This is a genomic window from Shewanella sp. (genome assembly GCF_047975355.1).
GTDB lineage: Bacteria > Pseudomonadota > Gammaproteobacteria > Enterobacterales > Shewanellaceae > Shewanella.
Genome location: NZ_JBKEDJ010000004.1, coordinates 236,554 through 252,484, shown reverse-complemented (window position 1 = coordinate 252,484; position 15,931 = coordinate 236,554). Strand labels below are relative to the sequence as shown.

Here is a 15,931-nt window from a genome sequence, read left to right as displayed (position 1 = left end):
CATAGGTATAGGAACCTCACAAGAGGCGCCGTCAAGGTTACCTTAGGCTATTGATAAGATGTGCAATGGCTATGTGTAGAGGAGAACTCCCATGGCAGGTCATAGTAAGTGGGCCAACATTAAACACCGCAAAGCAGCACAAGATGCTAAACGCGGTAAACTTTTTACTAAATTTATCCGAGAGTTAACTGTGTCGGCCCGTGAGGGCGGCTCCGATCCCGATTCAAATCCGCGTCTGCGTATCGCCATCGATAAAGCACTCGGCGGTAATATGACCCGTGACACCATCGAGCGCGCAATCAAACGTGGCGCAGGTGAGCTTGAAGGGCAACAACTCGAAACCATTATTTACGAAGGTTATGGACCGGGCGGCACGGCGGTGATGGTCGAAACCATGACGGATAACCGTAACCGTACCGTCAGCGGCGTGCGTAATGCCTTTAGCAAATCCGGCGGTAATTTAGGTACCGATGGCTCGGTTTCCTATTTATTTACAAAGCGTGGAGTGTTGTCCTATGCGCCTGGTACCGATGAAGATGCCCTGATGGACGCGGCGTTAGAAGCTGGCGCCGAAGATGTGGTGAGTTACGATGATGGTGCGATTGATGTATTTACTGAGCCTACCGAGTTTTATGGCGTTAAAGATGCCCTCGATGCTGCGGGATTTGTCAGTGATAACGCTGAAATCGCAATGATTGCCTCGACCAAGGCTGAGTTGGATGCCGAGACCGCAGAGAAGTTTATGCGTCTTATCGATACCCTCGAAGAGCACGATGATGTGCAAGAGGTGTATCATAATGCCGAAATCTCCGATGAGATTATGGAAAGTTTAGGTTAGGCCTTAACGTTAACTTTAGTTAGGTGGCCTAAAGTCAGCTGGCAAACTTAGCTCCAGAGCTGTAGAGACTATGATTGAGTTTAGCGCCAGTGTTTCGCTATAGGGCTACCTTTAATTTGTCTCAGTTTGATTTATGATTTTTTGCGCTGTTGCGAGTGCTTAAGTTAGCCGCGGAATGGGTTGTCTTAAGTCGGGCACAGGCATTAGGGATAGCATGGCGATTATTTTAGGGGTTGACCCAGGTTCACGGATCACTGGCTACGGTGTTATCCAGTGCCAAGGGCGGCAGCAACTTTATTTGGGCAGCGGCTGCATTCGTACCTCGGGTGAGGATTTACCATTAAGACTCAAGCAAATTTTTGATGGTATAAGTGAAATTATTTGCCAATATCAACCCGATGAATTTGCGATTGAGCGGGTGTTTCTCGCCAAAAACGCCGACTCGGCCTTGAAATTGGGTCAAGCCCGCGGCGCGGCTATTGTCGCTGCGACTGTGGCTAACTTACCCGTCGCAGAATACAGTGCTACCCAGATTAAAAATGCCGTAGTGGGCACGGGACGAGCCAAGAAAGAACAGGTTCAACATATGATCCAGCAATTGCTTAAGCTGCCCGCTGCGCCGCAGGCCGATGCTGCGGATGCGCTCGGCGTTGCGGTATGTCATTATCACACCAATCAAAGTTTGGTTGCCTTAAGTGGCCGAGCGACAACAAGAACATATGGACGGTACAGATGATAGGTCGTTTACGTGGCGTGTTAATTGAAAAGCAAGCGCCTGAGGTGTTGATTGATGTCAATGGCGTGGGGTACGAGTTACAGATGCCCCTCACCAGCTTTTATGAGCTCCCCGAGGTCAATCAACCGACCACAGTGTATACCCATTTTGTGGTGCGTGAAGATGCCCAGCTGCTTTACGGCTTTATCACTAAGCAAGAGCGCTCACTGTTTCGATTACTTATCAAGGCCAACGGCGTGGGCCCTAAGCTCGCGTTAACCATTCTTTCTGGCATGACCGCCAGTGAGTTTGTCGGCTGTGTTGAGCGTGATGATATAGTGACGCTGGTGAAATTACCCGGTGTCGGTAAAAAGACCGCAGAGCGCTTATTGGTTGAGATGCGCGATAAACTGAAGAGCTTGATGGAGGCATCCATGGGCTCTGAGCGTGAGTTTGTGTTGCAATCCAACTACTCACCAGCACCGACGGTCAACAGTGCCGAAGAGGATGCGATTTCAGCCTTGATCTCCCTCGGCTATAAACCACCACAGGCGAGTAAAGCCGTTTCCGCCGCCTATAAAGAAGGCATGGACAGTGAGACCTTGATTAAGGCCGCGTTAAAATCGATGCTCTAATGGCATGGTTTTTATTGAGGCGAGTGTTATATTGCGGTACGCGATTTTTGCAGCCAGTTAGGTTGCAACTGCGCCCAAATTGCAAGGTGCCGTATGCCGATGCGGTAACAGGAATAGGTAAATGATTGAAGCAGATAGACTGATCCAGCCGCAGCTGCAAGGTCAAGATGATGTTATCGACAGGGCCATGCGCCCTAAATTGCTCGATGAATATACAGGGCAGGATGATACACGTGCCCAATTAAAAGTGTTTATTCAAGCGGCAAAGAATCGCGAAGAAGCCTTAGATCATATGTTGATCTATGGTCCGCCGGGTTTAGGCAAAACAACCCTAGCCATGATTGTGGCCAATGAAATGGGTGTAAATATCAAATCGACATCGGGTCCCGTGCTTGAGAAAGCAGGGGATTTGGCTGCATTGCTCACGAACCTTGAAGCGGGCGATGTACTCTTTATCGATGAAATTCACCGCTTAAGTCCTGTCGTCGAAGAAATTTTGTATCCTGCGATGGAAGACTATCAGTTGGATATTATGATCGGTGAGGGGCCCGCAGCACGCTCGATTAAGTTGGATTTACCTCCTTTTACCTTAGTCGGCGCCACGACTCGAGCAGGGGCGTTAACCTCACCGCTAAGAGCGCGCTTTGGCATCCCGCTGCGACTCGAGTTTTATAATGTCAAAGATTTAAGCACCATTGTGACCCGTTCCGCGCAAGTGATGGGATTAGCCATTGATAGTGAAGGGGCAACCGAAATTGCTAAGCGGTCACGGGGTACACCAAGGATTGCCAACCGTTTACTGCGCCGAGTGCGTGATTATGCGGAGGTCAAACACGATGGTGCAGTGACCAAGAAAGTCGCAGAGCACGCGCTAGATTTACTCGATGTTGATGGCGAAGGTTTCGATTATATGGACCGAAAACTGCTGCTCGCGATTATAGATAAGTTTATGGGTGGCCCAGTGGGACTTGATAACCTTGCTGCGGCCATTGGTGAGGAGCGGGAAACCATTGAAGATGTACTCGAGCCTTTCCTAATCCAGCAAGGTTTTATCCAACGTACCCCACGCGGCCGGATTGCCACAAACAGAGCGTATTTGCATTTTGGTATGATAAAACCAGAGTAATCGTCTAAGACGAATAACTTTATGATGATAAAAGCGGCCTTGGCCGCTTTTTTGTCTTTGTAGCTCGATCAAAATCTAATCTCAATATGTAGATAAATATAATTTAATGATGAGCAACTCATTTTAAAAATGCGTTATTGAGCTGCTGTTTTTATTTGAATTTATTTGGTTGAAAAATAACCGTCGCTGAGTTTATAAATAATATTTAATGCTTGTGGTTAGCATTAACGAAACAAATGTATTTTTATGTTTAGATTTAATAGGACATGATTTTATATTATTGTTCATAAAATAAGCTTTTGTGGTGTGACTTATTAAGCTGTTTCATTCTATTGAATTTTTTTACTTGCCCTTTCTTAGTGTCAATTCTGTCTTTCTGCGCCTCGTTATTATTCTCGATATTAATTGACGGTAATTTGTTGCATTTGTGTTTTATGCACTCTTGTGGTGCATAAAAATCACAATTTATTCATTTTGTATCAATGCTAGGTGTGAAAATGCTGATGTTTACTTGGTTATTTGTGTTGCATCTAATGCTTATATGCATATTTCTCCATAATTAATCGACACATTATTCTGTGCGCTGGATGGTTCACCTTTTATAAAATGTGATGTGGATCACATTTATGAGGAGATGCTATGTTTTTAAAATGTTGCATTATTAACAGTCTATATCGCTATTTTTTGCGGATTTATACGGTTATTAATGCTGTAAATAATTAAATTCTAGTATTCAAAGTTTTGCTTAAACATGTGGTTAACAAAATTGGTTAATTTATTAAACAATAATTCGTTTAAGGTTAAAAAAATGAATATTGACTGAATGAAAGTGAATCCTCAGTATCAAGCGCAACAGTCGTACAGCAATAGTTGTACAAACTGTAAGCATAAAAATAATAGTAAGATCTAGGGAGCATTCATTCATGATCAAAAGAACCAAAGTTGCGTCGGCTATTAATTTAGCTGTCGTTAGCTCAATTGCTGCTGGTACATTTGTTGCGTCAAGCGCATTTGCAGCTGAAGAGACTGCAAAAGTTGAGCGTATTGAAGTCACGGGTTCACGTATTCAACGTCAAGATATGGAAACAGCTTCTCCTGTTACCGTTATTGATGCTGCTGCAATTAAAGCCGAAGGCTTCACCTCTGTAGACCAAATGCTACAAGTTCAAACCTCAATGGCAGGTGCTGCGATTGGTTCAACCACTAACAACGGTGCTGACGGTGTAGCACAAGTTGACTTACGTGGCATGGGCTCGCAGCGTACTCTCGTGTTATTAAACGGCCGCCGTATGGTGAACTCAGGTTCTGGTGCTGACAGTGCTGTGGATTTAAACTCTATTCCTGTTGCTATGATCGCTCGCGTTGAAATCCTGAAAGACGGCGCTTCAGCGGTATACGGTTCCGATGCGATCGCCGGTGTAGTGAACATTATCACCAAGAAAGATTTCGATGGTTTCCAATTAGACTTCAATGGCAGTGGCACCGACAAAGGTGACGGTCAAAACGGTGATGTCAGTGCATTATATGGTTTCAACACCGATGGTGGTAACTACACCTTTGGTGCTGCTTACTCAGATCGCCGTGGCGTGATCCAAGGTGACCGCAACTGGACTGAACCAGGTGCCAGTTCATTTATTCCAACAGGTTCTTTAGGTGGTAAAGTTCAAGACGCTAACGGCAACTGGGTTGACCGTACTTATGGCTATGACTTTACTCAAGATAGCTACTACCAAACACCAAACGAGCGTCGTAGTTTGTTCGCAAACATGACTCAAGAGCTAGGTAACGATGTGGTATTAACCGCTGACGCTATCTACACTAACCGTCGCTCAAATCAGCAAATGGCTGCTCAACCAGCAGATATTATGCTGAATGTTTGTGGTGATTCACATGTGCCTACAGGCGCACCTTGCGTAACTTTAGACAGCGCAATGACTGCAGCTGGTATCAAAGCTGATGAGAAAGGTTTAGTAAACTATCGTCGTCGTACTAATGACGTCGGTCCACGTATCTATACTCAAGATACTGACACTTGGCGTTTATCTGGTGGTTTAGCGGGTACTTTGGATGTACATACTGGTATGAACTGGGATGTCACTTACACCTATGGTAAAAACCAAGCTAAAACTGCGGTAGAAAACTCAATCAATGCTTCTGATATGGCAACCTCAATCTATGCAAGTCCAGATGCATGGTTCAGCGGTGCACCATTAACTCAGCAAATGATTAATGACATTAGCTACACAGAAGAAGCTAAAGGCGGTAACGAGCAACAAACTCTATCAGCTGGCTTAAACGGTGAATTATTCGACCTGAGCGCGGGTGCTGTAGGTTTCGCTATCGGTGCTGAATACCGTCGTGAAAGTGGTTTCTACACGCCTGACGAAGTGGTTATTGCGGGTGAGAGTACTTCTGCTCAACAAGATCCAACTGATGGTAACTACAACGTTATTTCTATCTTCCAAGAAGTGAGCGTGCCATTTACTGAAAAACTAACTGGTGAATTTGCTCTGCGCTTAGACGATTACTCAACCTTCGGTAAAGCGACTACTTGGAAAATAGGTTTAACTTATAATGCGACTGACGAGCTGATGGTTCGTACTGTTGCTGCAACAGGTTTCCGTGCACCAAGCGTAGCTGAGCTATATGGTGGTAACTCTGGTTCATACGACTACTTAGATGACCCATGGGGTAACGCTCAAGATCCACAGATCTTAGTAAACCGTACTTCAGATCCAGATCTTAAGCCTGAAGAGTCAGAGTCATATACAGCTGGTTTAGTATACTCACCAAGCTATCTCGATGGCATGTCAGTGACGCTTGACTACTGGCGCTTTAAAGTAGACAACGCAATTGCGCGTATGGATACTCAAGCTGGTTTAGATGCTTGTTATGCTGGTGATCAAACAGCTTGTGAAACTTTCAATATCGGCCCTAATGGCGATTTGGAGAACTTAACAAACGCGTTAACTAACGTAGGTTCACAAGACACTAGCGGTATCGACTTCAACTTAGCATACAACTTCGAGTTAATTGGCTTAGATTGGAAAGTAAACAACGATACGACTTACTTAGTGAAGTTTGAGCAGGATGGTGAAGAATACACTGGCACTATCGACGGTAACTTCGGTGCTTATGCTCGCGTACGTAATAACTTCAGCATCTCTGCTGGTCAAGATGATTGGAGCGTAATGTACTTCAACCGTTTTATCGGCGACATGCGTGACCTGAGCGCAGGTAACAAAGTGGGTGATATCCTTTATCACAACATTTCTGGTACTTACCATATCAATGATATGGCAACTGTTAGCTTAGGCGTGAAGAACTTTACCGATGAAAAACCATTGACTGTATCTAACGGTAGCGATGGTGGTACTGTTCCAGAAGTTTACGACACTATCGGCCGTACCATTTACGGTGGTGTAACAGTTAAGTTCTAATCTTTAATAGAACATATCCTCCAAAAGCGCCTTCGGGCGCTTTTTTGTTTTGGTGCAAAAGGTTACAACCCATTATTCATCGCTGCCAACTTGATCACAAATAAGCTAAAACTGATTTTTAATCACTTATGATGCTAGAGACATATTTTTAGTTATGGTAACATAAATGATATTGATTCTCGTTTGGTGTTTAGGGATGAGTAGAATACTGTTAGTCGATGATGATCCTTTATTCAGAGTTTGGTTAACTGATGCACTTAAAACTCAGGGACATGAGGTTGAATGTGCCATTAACGGCCTTGATGGGTTGAAGCGTATCCGCAGCTTTATGCCCGATATTATTATGCTCGATTTAGTGATGCCGCAAATGGATGGTTTTTCGCTATTGCAGGCGCGGGACTGTATGACGCCGATCATGATGCTGTCTGCCCGTGACAACGAGGCTGACAGGATCAGAAGCTACGAGCTTGGTGCAGATGATTTCCTAACGAAACCCTTTAGCATTAAAGAGCTATTGGTGCGTATGCATGCATTAGAACGGCGATTAATCCCTCGCGCCACAGAGCCAATGGCAATCGAGCAGGCGACAATCCAGCCAGTCAAATTCGATGATGCTACCTATAGGATCACTATTGGTAAAAATGCCGTGGAACTCACGCAAACCGAGTTTAGGTTGTTTAAGTATCTGTTTGAGCGTAAAGGGCAAGTGATCACTAAGCAAGAACTGCAAAAATCTGTATTGCAGAAGGACTTAGGACGCTTCGATCGTAACTTGGACATGCATATCAGTAACACACGGCGCAAACTGGCGAATACCCGTTTGCCACGGACATTAATCAACACTGTTCGCGGTCAAGGATACAGTTTTAGCGCTTAATGTTTTGCGAATGCGGCTGACAAACACAGGTGCAGATGAATAAAAGCACGACTGCTGGCTTCTTAGGCAAATTTGGTCGCTTTCATTTTCCCCTGATACGGATTTGGTTTATTCTAACGGGCATTATAGTAGATGCGAATTCAGCATCATTACCCTCACATGAATAACCAAGTAGGAATCATTATGCGGATCAGTGCCAATTTTGATGGCGGTAATATCCAAGTCATTAATCTTGATAATAAAGACGATATTCAACTGGCGATCCGTCCCGATGCGGGCGGTGAGTTTTATCAATGGTTCAACTTCCGATTCGAAGGTGAGGTAGGTAATCAATACACCTTGAATATCATCAATGCGGGCACCGCTTCCTATCCTAAGGGATGGCAGGATTACCACGCGGTCGCCAGTTACGATCGCCAGCATTGGTTCCGTGTGCCAACTCAATATATTGATGGCAAACTGAGCATTCAGTTAGCACTTGATTGTGATGCGATTCAAATTGCCTACTTTGCACCCTACAGCTACGAGCGTCACTTAGATCTACTGAGCAATGCACAATTGCATCCCGATGTTAATCTAGAACATTTAGGTCTGACCTTGGATGGCCGTGATATCACCCTGATGAAAGTCGGTGATGGTAATCCCGATAAACGTAATATCTGGATCACCGCAAGACAACATCCCGGTGAAACTATGGCGGAATGGTTAGTCGAAGGCTTAGTCAACCGTCTGCTGGATAACGATTGTCCAACGGCAAAAGCGTTGCTCGATAAAGCAAACTTCTACATAGTGCCTAATATGAACCCAGATGGCAGCGTAAGAGGGCATCTGCGTACCAATGCGATTGGGGTTAACCTTAACCGTGAATGGCAAACCCCAAGCTTAGAAAAAAGCCCAGAGGTCTACCATGTGGTGCAGAAAATGCAGCAGACTGGCGTAGACTTATTTTACGATGTCCATGGCGATGAAGGTTTGCCCTATGTGTTCCTCGCAGGTTGTGAAGGTGTGCCAGGTTACAGTGAGCGATTGACACAGTTGCAAGCTGACTTTAGTCAGGCATTAACCTTGGCCAGTGCCGATTTCCAAACCGAGTTTGGATACGCCAAAGACGAGCCAGGTCAAGCCAACTTGACCGTGGCATCTAATTGGGTGGCGTATACCTTTGATTGCTTGTCGAACACCTTAGAAATGCCTTTTAAAGACAACAACAACCTGCAGGATCCGTTTGTGGGTTGGTCGCCAGAGCGCAGCATTTATTTAGGCGAAGCCTCACTGATTGCCATGCTCGCCGTGGTTGATAAGTTAAGATAGGTGCGACTATGGCATTAATCGAATGTCCAATCTGCCGTAAACGGATGTCGAGCAAAGCGCCTGCTTGCCCGCATTGTGAGGCAAAAACCAATGGTGATAATGGCTCGCTCGTACGGATTAATCATATCCAAAAATCAAGCAACTTAATGAACCAAAGCTTTGTCGCTATGACGCTGTTTATTGCAGGTGTGGTGATTTGGTTTTGGGGTGGAGAGCCTGCCGAAGGATTACGCGCGACCATTGGAGCCATCTGTTTTGTCTTTGGTTTTGTGGGCTATTTAATTACCCGCGTTAGAATCGTATTACATAAGCGAAAGAGTGTATGACCGACATTAATCAAGTAATCGACCAAATGCCCGAGGAAGTCTATGAAAGGCTGCGTAGCGCCGCTGAATTAGGTAAATGGGAAGATGGCACTGTATTAACCGAAGCCCAGCGTGAATCGACCCTACAAGTGGTGATGCTCTATCAGGCGCGCCGCTTAGATCAAACTGAGCATTTCACCATAGCGGCCGGTGGAAAATTAAATGAGCTGTCGAAGGCGGAGTTGAAAAAACAATTCCGTGGCGAGTCGATTGCCGAGTTTAAAGCTGATGAACTGTAATAGCAGACGTTGATGCTTAAACAATAAAAAGCCCACTAATGTGGGCTTTTTCATGTGTAAGGCTGCGATATTTAGTCGGGGCTGAGCTCACCAACCAAGTTTTGCAACATGGCAGTTTTAATTTCGCTCGGTTTTAGGTTTTTCGACAGCAGATAATGTAACTTCGCCAATGCGGCTTCAATGGTCATGTCAGCGCCACTGATCACGCCCGCTTTAGCAAGGGCATTCCCCGTGGCATAACCGCCCATATTGACCTTACCTTGGAAACACTGAGTCAGGTTCACGAGTACAATTCCACGTTCATCCGCTTGCTTCAGGGTATTGAGTAATGCTGCATCCTGTGGGGCATTGCCCACGCCAAAAGTCAGTAAAATGAGTGCTTTAACGGGTTGCTGTAGAATGTTCTCAAAAATCTGCGTCGAAATGCCAGGATAGAGAGTAACCACACCGACGGGCTGTGGACTGATATTGGCCACTTCTAAAGGTTTGTCGCTTGGTGTCGCAATTTTACCTGCTCGCAGATTAATTTTGATCCCCGCTTCAAGCAATAAGGGGAAGTTTGGCGAGGCAAAGGCATCGAAGCCGTCGGCGTGGGCTTTGGTAGAGCGATTGCCGCGGAACAGTTTGTTATTAAAGAATAAACACACTTCAGCCACCGGATAGTTGGCGGCGATATACAAGGAGTTGAGCAGGTTAGTTTGCCCGTCAGATCTCAGCTGTGCTAAAGGAATTTGTGAACCGGTGACGATCACAGGTTTTGACAGGCCTTGAAGCATAAAGGATAAGGCTGATGCGGTGTAGGCCATGGTATCTGTGCCGTGGAGGATCACAAAGCCATCGTACTTATCGTAATTGGCTTTAATATCGTCGGCGATCATTTGCCAGTCGGTCGGTGCCATATTTGATGAGTCGATGAGTGGGCAATACTCGTGGATCACAAATTCAGGCATTTCGTCATGGTAGAACTCAGGCATGGATTGGACACATTGGGTCAAAAATCCTGCCACCGGTGCAAAACCATTCGCGGTTTTTTGCATGCCTATGGTGCCGCCCGTATAGGCTACATAAATGGAGCGTTTAGTCATTCTTGTCATTATCTTAGCTGCAAGTGAGCTAATTATACGATTTTGCAGGCATAAACCCAATAAAAAAGCCCGAGGCTTCGGGCTTTTCTCTATCATCTTAAGTCTGCGTTAGTTGATCGCACAGCTGTCACAATACACATACACATGGTTAGGGTCGTTAAAGGCGGCGATCGTCTTTAAGCTGCCAGTCCATTGAGCCAGCATTTGCTCAAACAGCGTTGAATGGCTAAGTGACGCGGGTAAATAGGCTGAAACTGAGGCAAACATTTGCTGCACAAAAAGCTGCTCAGGCGTTAATTCCTGCTCAATCACACGGGTATCGAACAGGCTTAAATCCGCGAGTTTAGCGGCTTTGGCAACAGCTTGGTCGATATCGCCAAGTTCATCTACTAAACCTAACTCTAGGGCTTTTTTGCCGCTCCACACGCGGCCTTGGGCGATGCTATCCACTTGCTCTAAGGTCATTTTACGTTCCTTAGCAACCAGTGAGATAAAGTCTAAGTAGCCACGCTCGATATGGCGCTGGATAACCGATTCAATTTGCGGCGAGAGGGTGCGAGTCACTGATAATCCCGCCCATTCTGAGGTCGATACCCCATCTGTATGAATACCTAAGCTGGCGAGTGAATCTTCGAAGGTGGCGATCATCCCGAAGATGCCGATAGAACCCGTCAGCGTTGTTGGTGTCGCGAAGATATAATCGGCGCTTGCCGAAATCCAATAGCCGCCAGATGCCGCAAGACTGCCCATACTCACTACCACTGGTTTACCCGCCGCTTTGAGGGCGAGTAATTCTTGGCGGATTTGTTCAGAGGCAAAGGCGCTGCCGCCAGGGCTGTCGACTCTAAGCACTAGCGCTTTGATATGCTTATCAAATCGTGCCTTACGCAACAGTTCTGCCGTGCTGTCGCCACCAATTTGGCCTGCGGGTTGGCTGCCATTTAAAATGGTGCCGCTGGCAACGATAATGCCGACACTGTCTTGCTCAACAAAGCTTGGCAAAGGTGTCACTAAGGTTAAATAGTCGTAGAAGCTGACCTGCTTGAAGCTGTCACCCGACTTCTCTTTACCCACGGTATCGAGCATGACTTTACGGAACTCTTCATCGGTCGCTAGGGTATCGACCCATTTCATATTGATGGCCATAGTGGCGGAGTCGCCTTCGGCCTTATCGAGTTGTGCCAGATAGTTTGCCGAATCCAGCACTAAGGTATTGGCATCGATGTGGCGATTAGCGGCCACCGTTTGAGTGTAACTCTGCCAAACATCGGCGATTAGGGCGCTGCTGGCCTCTCTGGCCGCATCAGACATATCGTCACGCATGTAAGGTTCTACCGCGGATTTAAAGGTGCCGACGCGGAAGATATGCGCTTTTATCTTGAGCTTCTCGAGGGCGGACTTGAAGTATTGGTTATACATACTCAAGCCATCGAGGGAGACGCTGCCTTGGGGATTGAGGTAAATGGTATCGGCAAAGCTGGCAAGAAAGTATTGGTTTTGCTCGTAATAATTGCCGATTGCGACGACCTTTTTGCCACTTTCTTTAAAACGATTTAGGGCATCGCCAATTGATTGTAATTTGCTGATCCCCGCGCGTTTCAGCTCGGCCAAGTCTAAAACTATGGTGCTGATCCTGTTATCGTGCGTCGCGTTATCAATCACATAGATAATGTCTGCCAGCAGGATTTCGCCGTCACCGCTGCCGTTATTGCCTTGTTTGAGTGCGGCTTCAATCGGGTCGACCTGTTGTTTTTGATCGACGATAGAACCCGCCAGATTAAGCACCAGTGCCGAGTTATCTTCGACCTGAATATCCTCACTGCTCCCTATGGCAATAAGAATGATGGCCAGGAAGCCAAAAAAAATCAGGTTGAGTATGAATTTACGGATCCCGTTAAGGGTATTCCAAATAAATAAACATATTCTCTTGAAAAACGATGGGTTAGCGGACATTAGCCACTCCTTTGCTTATCGAATGTGCCAATGCTAACTGAAAATCCCCTCACTGGCTAAACACAATTGTAAAGGATTTTAACTTTTAACCCCCAAGCAACAGTTGAGCTTACATTTGACTAAAGGTATGCTCATTTAAATCACTTGTTTAAAAAGGATGTTTGAATGTCGTTTCCCCATTTATTAGAACCCTTAGATCTGGGATTCACCCAGCTCAAAAATCGTGTGTTGATGGGTTCCATGCACACGGGTTTAGAAGAAGAAAAGGGCGGATTTGAGAAACTGGCCGCGTTTTATAAAGAGCGCGCGTTAGGCGGAGTGGGTTTGATTGTCACAGGCGGTATTTCGCCAAACCTACGTGGCCGATTGACTCCCCATGCTTGCCAGCTGAGTTTCCCCTGGCAGGTTGGTAAACATCGCATTGTGACTCAGGCGGTACATGAGGCTGGCGGTAAAATTTGCATGCAAATTCTGCATGCAGGGCGCTATGGTTATCATCCTTTCTCGCAAGCGCCAAGCAAAATTAAATCGCCGATCACTCCCTTTACACCCTCGGCGATGTCGACTCGCCAAGTACGTGCCACGATTAAAGACTACGCCAGTTCTGCAGCGTTAGCGAAAAGAGCGGGCTACGATGGTGTTGAGGTAATGGGCTCTGAAGGGTATTTGATCAACCAATTTATAAGTTCGCGAACCAATACGCGCATCGATGAATGGGGAGGCAGTTTCGAAAAACGTGCGCAATTCCCGATTGAGATCGTCAATGCCATTCGCGCCAAAGTGGGTAAAGACTTTATCATTATCTTCCGTTTATCTATGCTCGATTTAGTCGATAACGGCTCCACTTGGGATGAAGTTGTACAATTGGCCAAGTGGCTTGAGCATGCGGGCGTGTCAATTATCAACACTGGCATCGGTTGGCATGAAGCCCGTGTACCGACCATTGCGACCAGTGTGCCCCGCGGTGCCTTTGCTTGGGTCACGGAAAAGCTCAAAAAATCGGTTTCTGTGCCTTTGATTGCCACAAACCGCATCAATACACCTGAAATTGGCGAGCAAATCATTGCCTCTGGTCAAGCTGATATGGTGTCTATGGCGCGGCCGTTCCTTGCCGATCCTGACTTTGTCAATAAAGCTGCGGCCAACACGCCAGAGCTTATCAATACCTGTATCGGCTGTAATCAGGCCTGTTTAGATCATACTTTCTCACTGAAACGTGCCACTTGCTTAGTCAATCCTCGTGCCTGTTATGAGACCGAAATAAACTTTTTCCCCACCAGTAAAAAGAAGCGTATTGCAGTGATGGGCGCGGGCCCTGCTGGAATGGCATTTTCAGTGTATGCGGCGATTCGCGGCCATGAGGTGGTACTCTTTGAGGCGAAATCCGAGGTGGGTGGTCAATTTAATCTGGCACGTAAAATCCCTGGAAAAGAAGAGTTTAACGAGACGATTCGTTATTTCCTCAATCAAATTAAATTGCATAAAATCGATCTGCGTTTAAATACCCGTTTGGATGCTAAGGTGTTGGAAACGGAAAAGTTTGATGAAATCGTCATCGCCTCGGGCGTGGTACCACGTGAGTTAAACTTGCCAGGATTTGATAGCCCCAAAGTGGTGGATTATCAACAAGTACTGACGGGTCAAGCCACAATCGGCGACAAAGTGGCCCTGATTGGTGCCGGCGGTATTGGGTTTGATATGGCACATTTCCTCTGCGAATCTGAGTCGAGCACCCTCAATCCAGAAAAATGGTTAAAGCAGTGGGGTATAGACAAGCAATATCAGCATGCGGGCGGTTTAGCCGAGCCTGAAGTCGATAATAGCGTTCATAGACAAGTCTACTTGCTACAACGTAAGACTTCTAAGATGGGCCAAGGCTTAGGTAAAACCACTGGCTGGATCCACCGTTTAGTGTTAAAGCAGCACGATGTGAAGATGAAAACGGGCGTCAGCTATGACAAGTTTGACGATGCTGGCCTACATATCCGCATTGGTGAGCAAACCGAAGTGTTAGTCGTGGATAATGTGATCCTCTGCGCCGGACAAGAATCTAACCGCACCTTAGTCGATGAGATGAAAGCAACGGGTATTCCGGTGCATTTGATTGGCGGTGTCGATGTGGCCGCCGAACTCGATGCGAAACGCGCCATTCGTCAAGGCGCCGAACTTGCTATGCGACTGTAGTTGTTAAGCGGTTTATGAATAAAAAGCCTGAGTCTGACTCAGGCTTTTTTGTTGATTGTTATGAAGATAAGAGCCAAGCAGAATGAGTAGGTCATCTGCTTAGTTGGGTAAATGCCCATAACTGACGACCCGAGTGACTTGCCACTGGCCATTGGTGCGTTGCCAGACCATTAAAAATTTGGCTTTGCCATCACAACTGCCTGTTTCTAGACTGCAAAATTTATGTACCCCTTCAGTTATCGCGCCAAAGTCTTTGATGGGATAGGCTTGAAAGCTTTCCTCAACCAGTGAGCGAGTGTATTTGCCGCAGGCATAGTTTTTAGTGTTGTTGATCATCGATTGGCGATCCCAAGTCACACCGCCATTGTCATGGTAAAACTCTACCCTCTCGGCAAAGTAACTTTCGTGCAGCTTGAGTTGTTGCTCATCGGCACAACGATTAAATGAATCAAATACTTTGCTATCCATGTCTTTCATCTCGGCAACAAGGTTATCTTCATCCGAAAATGCACTCATCGACACAAGCAGCAAGATGATCGCGATTAACTGGCCCATAAATCTCCTTGGAAATACTAGTCCATTAAAAAAGGTGAAAGTAAGTGGAAAGCAATAACATAATGCTCTTTAGGCAAGCTAACAAGGGCGAGTGGTAAAGCATTTTGGAAGTTGAAAAGATGTAGTCTTTTACTTAATCAGCAGATGTTGTGCAGGAAATACCAATCCCTTACAGACGACTCAGTTAGTCTTCTACCACTTCTTGCTTTGCCACAGCTTTTAGATTGGCGGTTTTACGCGTCGATGGGGCTTGGGCGCGAGTGTTACTGCAAGGATAGGTTACCACGGCAGCACCTTCGGGGGATAAATCGAGTTCTAAATCTTCGCTGGGAATACAGCAGCAGGGCAGGCATTCGTCGGCATTAAGTTCGGCCAAAGGTTCGGTTAAATAGCTGACGCTGCCGCTAATAATACGGGTCTTGCAAGCGCCGCAAAAACCACTGCGGCACTCAGAGAAAATGGTCACTTTTTTGGCTTCGAGTGCTTGCAACAACGAATTGTGCTGCTCGGTAAACAGCAGCACAGGTTGCCCCTGAAGGCGCACAATGGGCGCCTTCGCAAAGGGGTTGTTTAAGAGCAGGTTCGATTTAGCCATAAGCAATCAAATC

14 protein-coding genes are annotated in these 15,931 nt (G+C 46.2%); 10 read left to right on the top strand and 4 right to left on the bottom strand.

The window, feature by feature from the left end; translation table 11 throughout:
- Positions 1-91 precede the first annotated feature (91 nt).
- The 9 genes from ACK5NH_RS02365 to ACK5NH_RS02325 all read left to right on the top strand — a co-directional run bounded on the left by ACK5NH_RS02365 (position 92) and on the right by ACK5NH_RS02325 (position 9,546).
- The gene (locus ACK5NH_RS02365; protein ID WP_416917629.1) at positions 92-838 is read left to right on the top strand and encodes a YebC/PmpR family DNA-binding transcriptional regulator; all 747 of its coding nucleotides are present in this window, start codon (positions 92-94) and stop codon (positions 836-838) included.
- A 214-nt stretch (positions 839-1,052) separates the two neighbouring features.
- Positions 1,053-1,574 (top strand): crossover junction endodeoxyribonuclease RuvC, encoded by a 522-nt coding sequence (gene ruvC, locus ACK5NH_RS02360; protein WP_416917628.1) that lies wholly within the window; start codon positions 1,053-1,055, stop codon positions 1,572-1,574.
- Positions 1,571-2,188 (top strand): Holliday junction branch migration protein RuvA, encoded by a 618-nt coding sequence (ruvA, locus tag ACK5NH_RS02355; RefSeq protein WP_416917627.1) that lies wholly within the window; start codon positions 1,571-1,573, stop codon positions 2,186-2,188. The genes ruvC and ruvA overlap by 4 nt, the downstream gene beginning before the upstream one ends.
- 121 nt (positions 2,189-2,309) lie before the next feature.
- A complete protein-coding gene (gene ruvB, locus ACK5NH_RS02350; protein ID WP_416917626.1) occupies positions 2,310-3,314 on the top strand; it encodes a Holliday junction branch migration DNA helicase RuvB in 1,005 nt (334 codons plus the stop codon).
- Positions 3,315-4,237: 923 nt separating this feature from the next.
- Positions 4,238-6,754, top strand: coding sequence for a TonB-dependent receptor plug domain-containing protein (locus tag ACK5NH_RS02345; RefSeq protein ID WP_416917625.1), 2,517 nt, complete (start codon positions 4,238-4,240; stop codon positions 6,752-6,754).
- Between the two features lie 196 nt (positions 6,755-6,950).
- Positions 6,951-7,631, top strand: a complete 681-nt coding sequence (locus ACK5NH_RS02340; RefSeq protein WP_416917624.1) for a response regulator transcription factor — start codon at positions 6,951-6,953, stop codon at positions 7,629-7,631.
- A gap of 183 nt (positions 7,632-7,814) precedes the next feature.
- Positions 7,815-8,942 (top strand): M14-type cytosolic carboxypeptidase, encoded by a 1,128-nt coding sequence (locus tag ACK5NH_RS02335; protein WP_416917623.1) that lies wholly within the window; start codon positions 7,815-7,817, stop codon positions 8,940-8,942.
- 8 nt (positions 8,943-8,950) lie between these two features.
- On the top strand, positions 8,951-9,268 hold the full coding sequence (locus tag ACK5NH_RS02330) for a zinc ribbon domain-containing protein (protein WP_416917622.1): 318 nt from the start codon (positions 8,951-8,953) through the stop codon (positions 9,266-9,268).
- Positions 9,265-9,546, top strand: coding sequence for a YeaC family protein (locus ACK5NH_RS02325; protein WP_011716957.1), 282 nt, complete (start codon positions 9,265-9,267; stop codon positions 9,544-9,546). The genes ACK5NH_RS02330 and ACK5NH_RS02325 overlap by 4 nt, the downstream gene beginning before the upstream one ends.
- 71 nt (positions 9,547-9,617) lie before the next feature.
- Here the strand turns inward: ACK5NH_RS02325 and ansA are convergent, their stop codons facing one another.
- Both ansA and sppA read right to left on the bottom strand, forming a co-directional pair.
- Positions 9,618-10,631: an asparaginase gene (ansA, locus tag ACK5NH_RS02320; RefSeq protein WP_416917621.1), complete on the bottom strand. Its 1,014-nt coding sequence runs from the start codon at positions 10,629-10,631 to the stop codon at positions 9,618-9,620.
- A gap of 108 nt (positions 10,632-10,739) precedes the next feature.
- Entirely contained in the window at positions 10,740-12,584 is a 1,845-nt protein-coding gene (sppA, locus tag ACK5NH_RS02315; protein WP_416917620.1) for a signal peptide peptidase SppA, read from the bottom strand.
- A gap of 165 nt (positions 12,585-12,749) precedes the next feature.
- Here sppA and ACK5NH_RS02310 point away from each other — a divergent pair, with 165 nt between their 5' ends.
- On the top strand, positions 12,750-14,768 hold the full coding sequence (locus tag ACK5NH_RS02310) for an FAD-dependent oxidoreductase (protein WP_416917619.1): 2,019 nt from the start codon (positions 12,750-12,752) through the stop codon (positions 14,766-14,768).
- A 99-nt stretch (positions 14,769-14,867) separates the two neighbouring features.
- Here the strand turns inward: ACK5NH_RS02310 and ACK5NH_RS02305 are convergent, their stop codons facing one another.
- Together ACK5NH_RS02305 and yfaE are read right to left on the bottom strand one after the other, a co-directional pair.
- The gene (locus tag ACK5NH_RS02305; RefSeq protein WP_416917618.1) at positions 14,868-15,323 is read right to left on the bottom strand and encodes a nuclear transport factor 2 family protein; all 456 of its coding nucleotides are present in this window, start codon (positions 15,321-15,323) and stop codon (positions 14,868-14,870) included.
- Between the two features lie 184 nt (positions 15,324-15,507).
- Positions 15,508-15,918 carry a class I ribonucleotide reductase maintenance protein YfaE gene (gene yfaE / locus ACK5NH_RS02300; RefSeq protein ID WP_416917617.1) on the bottom strand — a complete coding sequence of 137 codons (411 nt, stop codon included), beginning with the start codon at positions 15,916-15,918 and terminating at the stop codon, positions 15,508-15,510.
- Positions 15,919-15,931 lie beyond the last annotated feature (13 nt).

What these genes read in the sequence shown, in the direction of transcription:
- ACK5NH_RS02335 (WP_416917623.1), top strand. Translation starts at nt 7,815, where the DNA reads ATGCGGATCAGTGCCAATTTTGATGGCGGTAATATCCAAGTCATTAAT.
- ruvC (WP_416917628.1), top strand. Translation starts at nt 1,053, where the DNA reads ATGGCGATTATTTTAGGGGTTGACCCAGGTTCACGGATCACTGGCTAC.
- ACK5NH_RS02340 (WP_416917624.1), top strand. Translation starts at nt 6,951, where the DNA reads ATGAGTAGAATACTGTTAGTCGATGATGATCCTTTATTCAGAGTTTGG.
- sppA (WP_416917620.1), bottom strand. Translation starts at nt 12,584, where the DNA reads ATGTCCGCTAACCCATCGTTTTTCAAGAGAATATGTTTATTTATTTGG.
- ACK5NH_RS02345 (WP_416917625.1), top strand. Translation starts at nt 4,238, where the DNA reads ATGATCAAAAGAACCAAAGTTGCGTCGGCTATTAATTTAGCTGTCGTT.
- ACK5NH_RS02310 (WP_416917619.1), top strand. Translation starts at nt 12,750, where the DNA reads ATGTCGTTTCCCCATTTATTAGAACCCTTAGATCTGGGATTCACCCAG.
- ruvB (WP_416917626.1), top strand. Translation starts at nt 2,310, where the DNA reads ATGATTGAAGCAGATAGACTGATCCAGCCGCAGCTGCAAGGTCAAGAT.
- ansA (WP_416917621.1), bottom strand. Translation starts at nt 10,631, where the DNA reads ATGACTAAACGCTCCATTTATGTAGCCTATACGGGCGGCACCATAGGC.
- ACK5NH_RS02305 (WP_416917618.1), bottom strand. Translation starts at nt 15,323, where the DNA reads ATGGGCCAGTTAATCGCGATCATCTTGCTGCTTGTGTCGATGAGTGCA.
- yfaE (WP_416917617.1), bottom strand. Translation starts at nt 15,918, where the DNA reads ATGGCTAAATCGAACCTGCTCTTAAACAACCCCTTTGCGAAGGCGCCC.
- ruvA (WP_416917627.1), top strand. Translation starts at nt 1,571, where the DNA reads ATGATAGGTCGTTTACGTGGCGTGTTAATTGAAAAGCAAGCGCCTGAG.
- ACK5NH_RS02330 (WP_416917622.1), top strand. Translation starts at nt 8,951, where the DNA reads ATGGCATTAATCGAATGTCCAATCTGCCGTAAACGGATGTCGAGCAAA.
- ACK5NH_RS02365 (WP_416917629.1), top strand. Translation starts at nt 92, where the DNA reads ATGGCAGGTCATAGTAAGTGGGCCAACATTAAACACCGCAAAGCAGCA.
- ACK5NH_RS02325 (WP_011716957.1), top strand. Translation starts at nt 9,265, where the DNA reads ATGACCGACATTAATCAAGTAATCGACCAAATGCCCGAGGAAGTCTAT.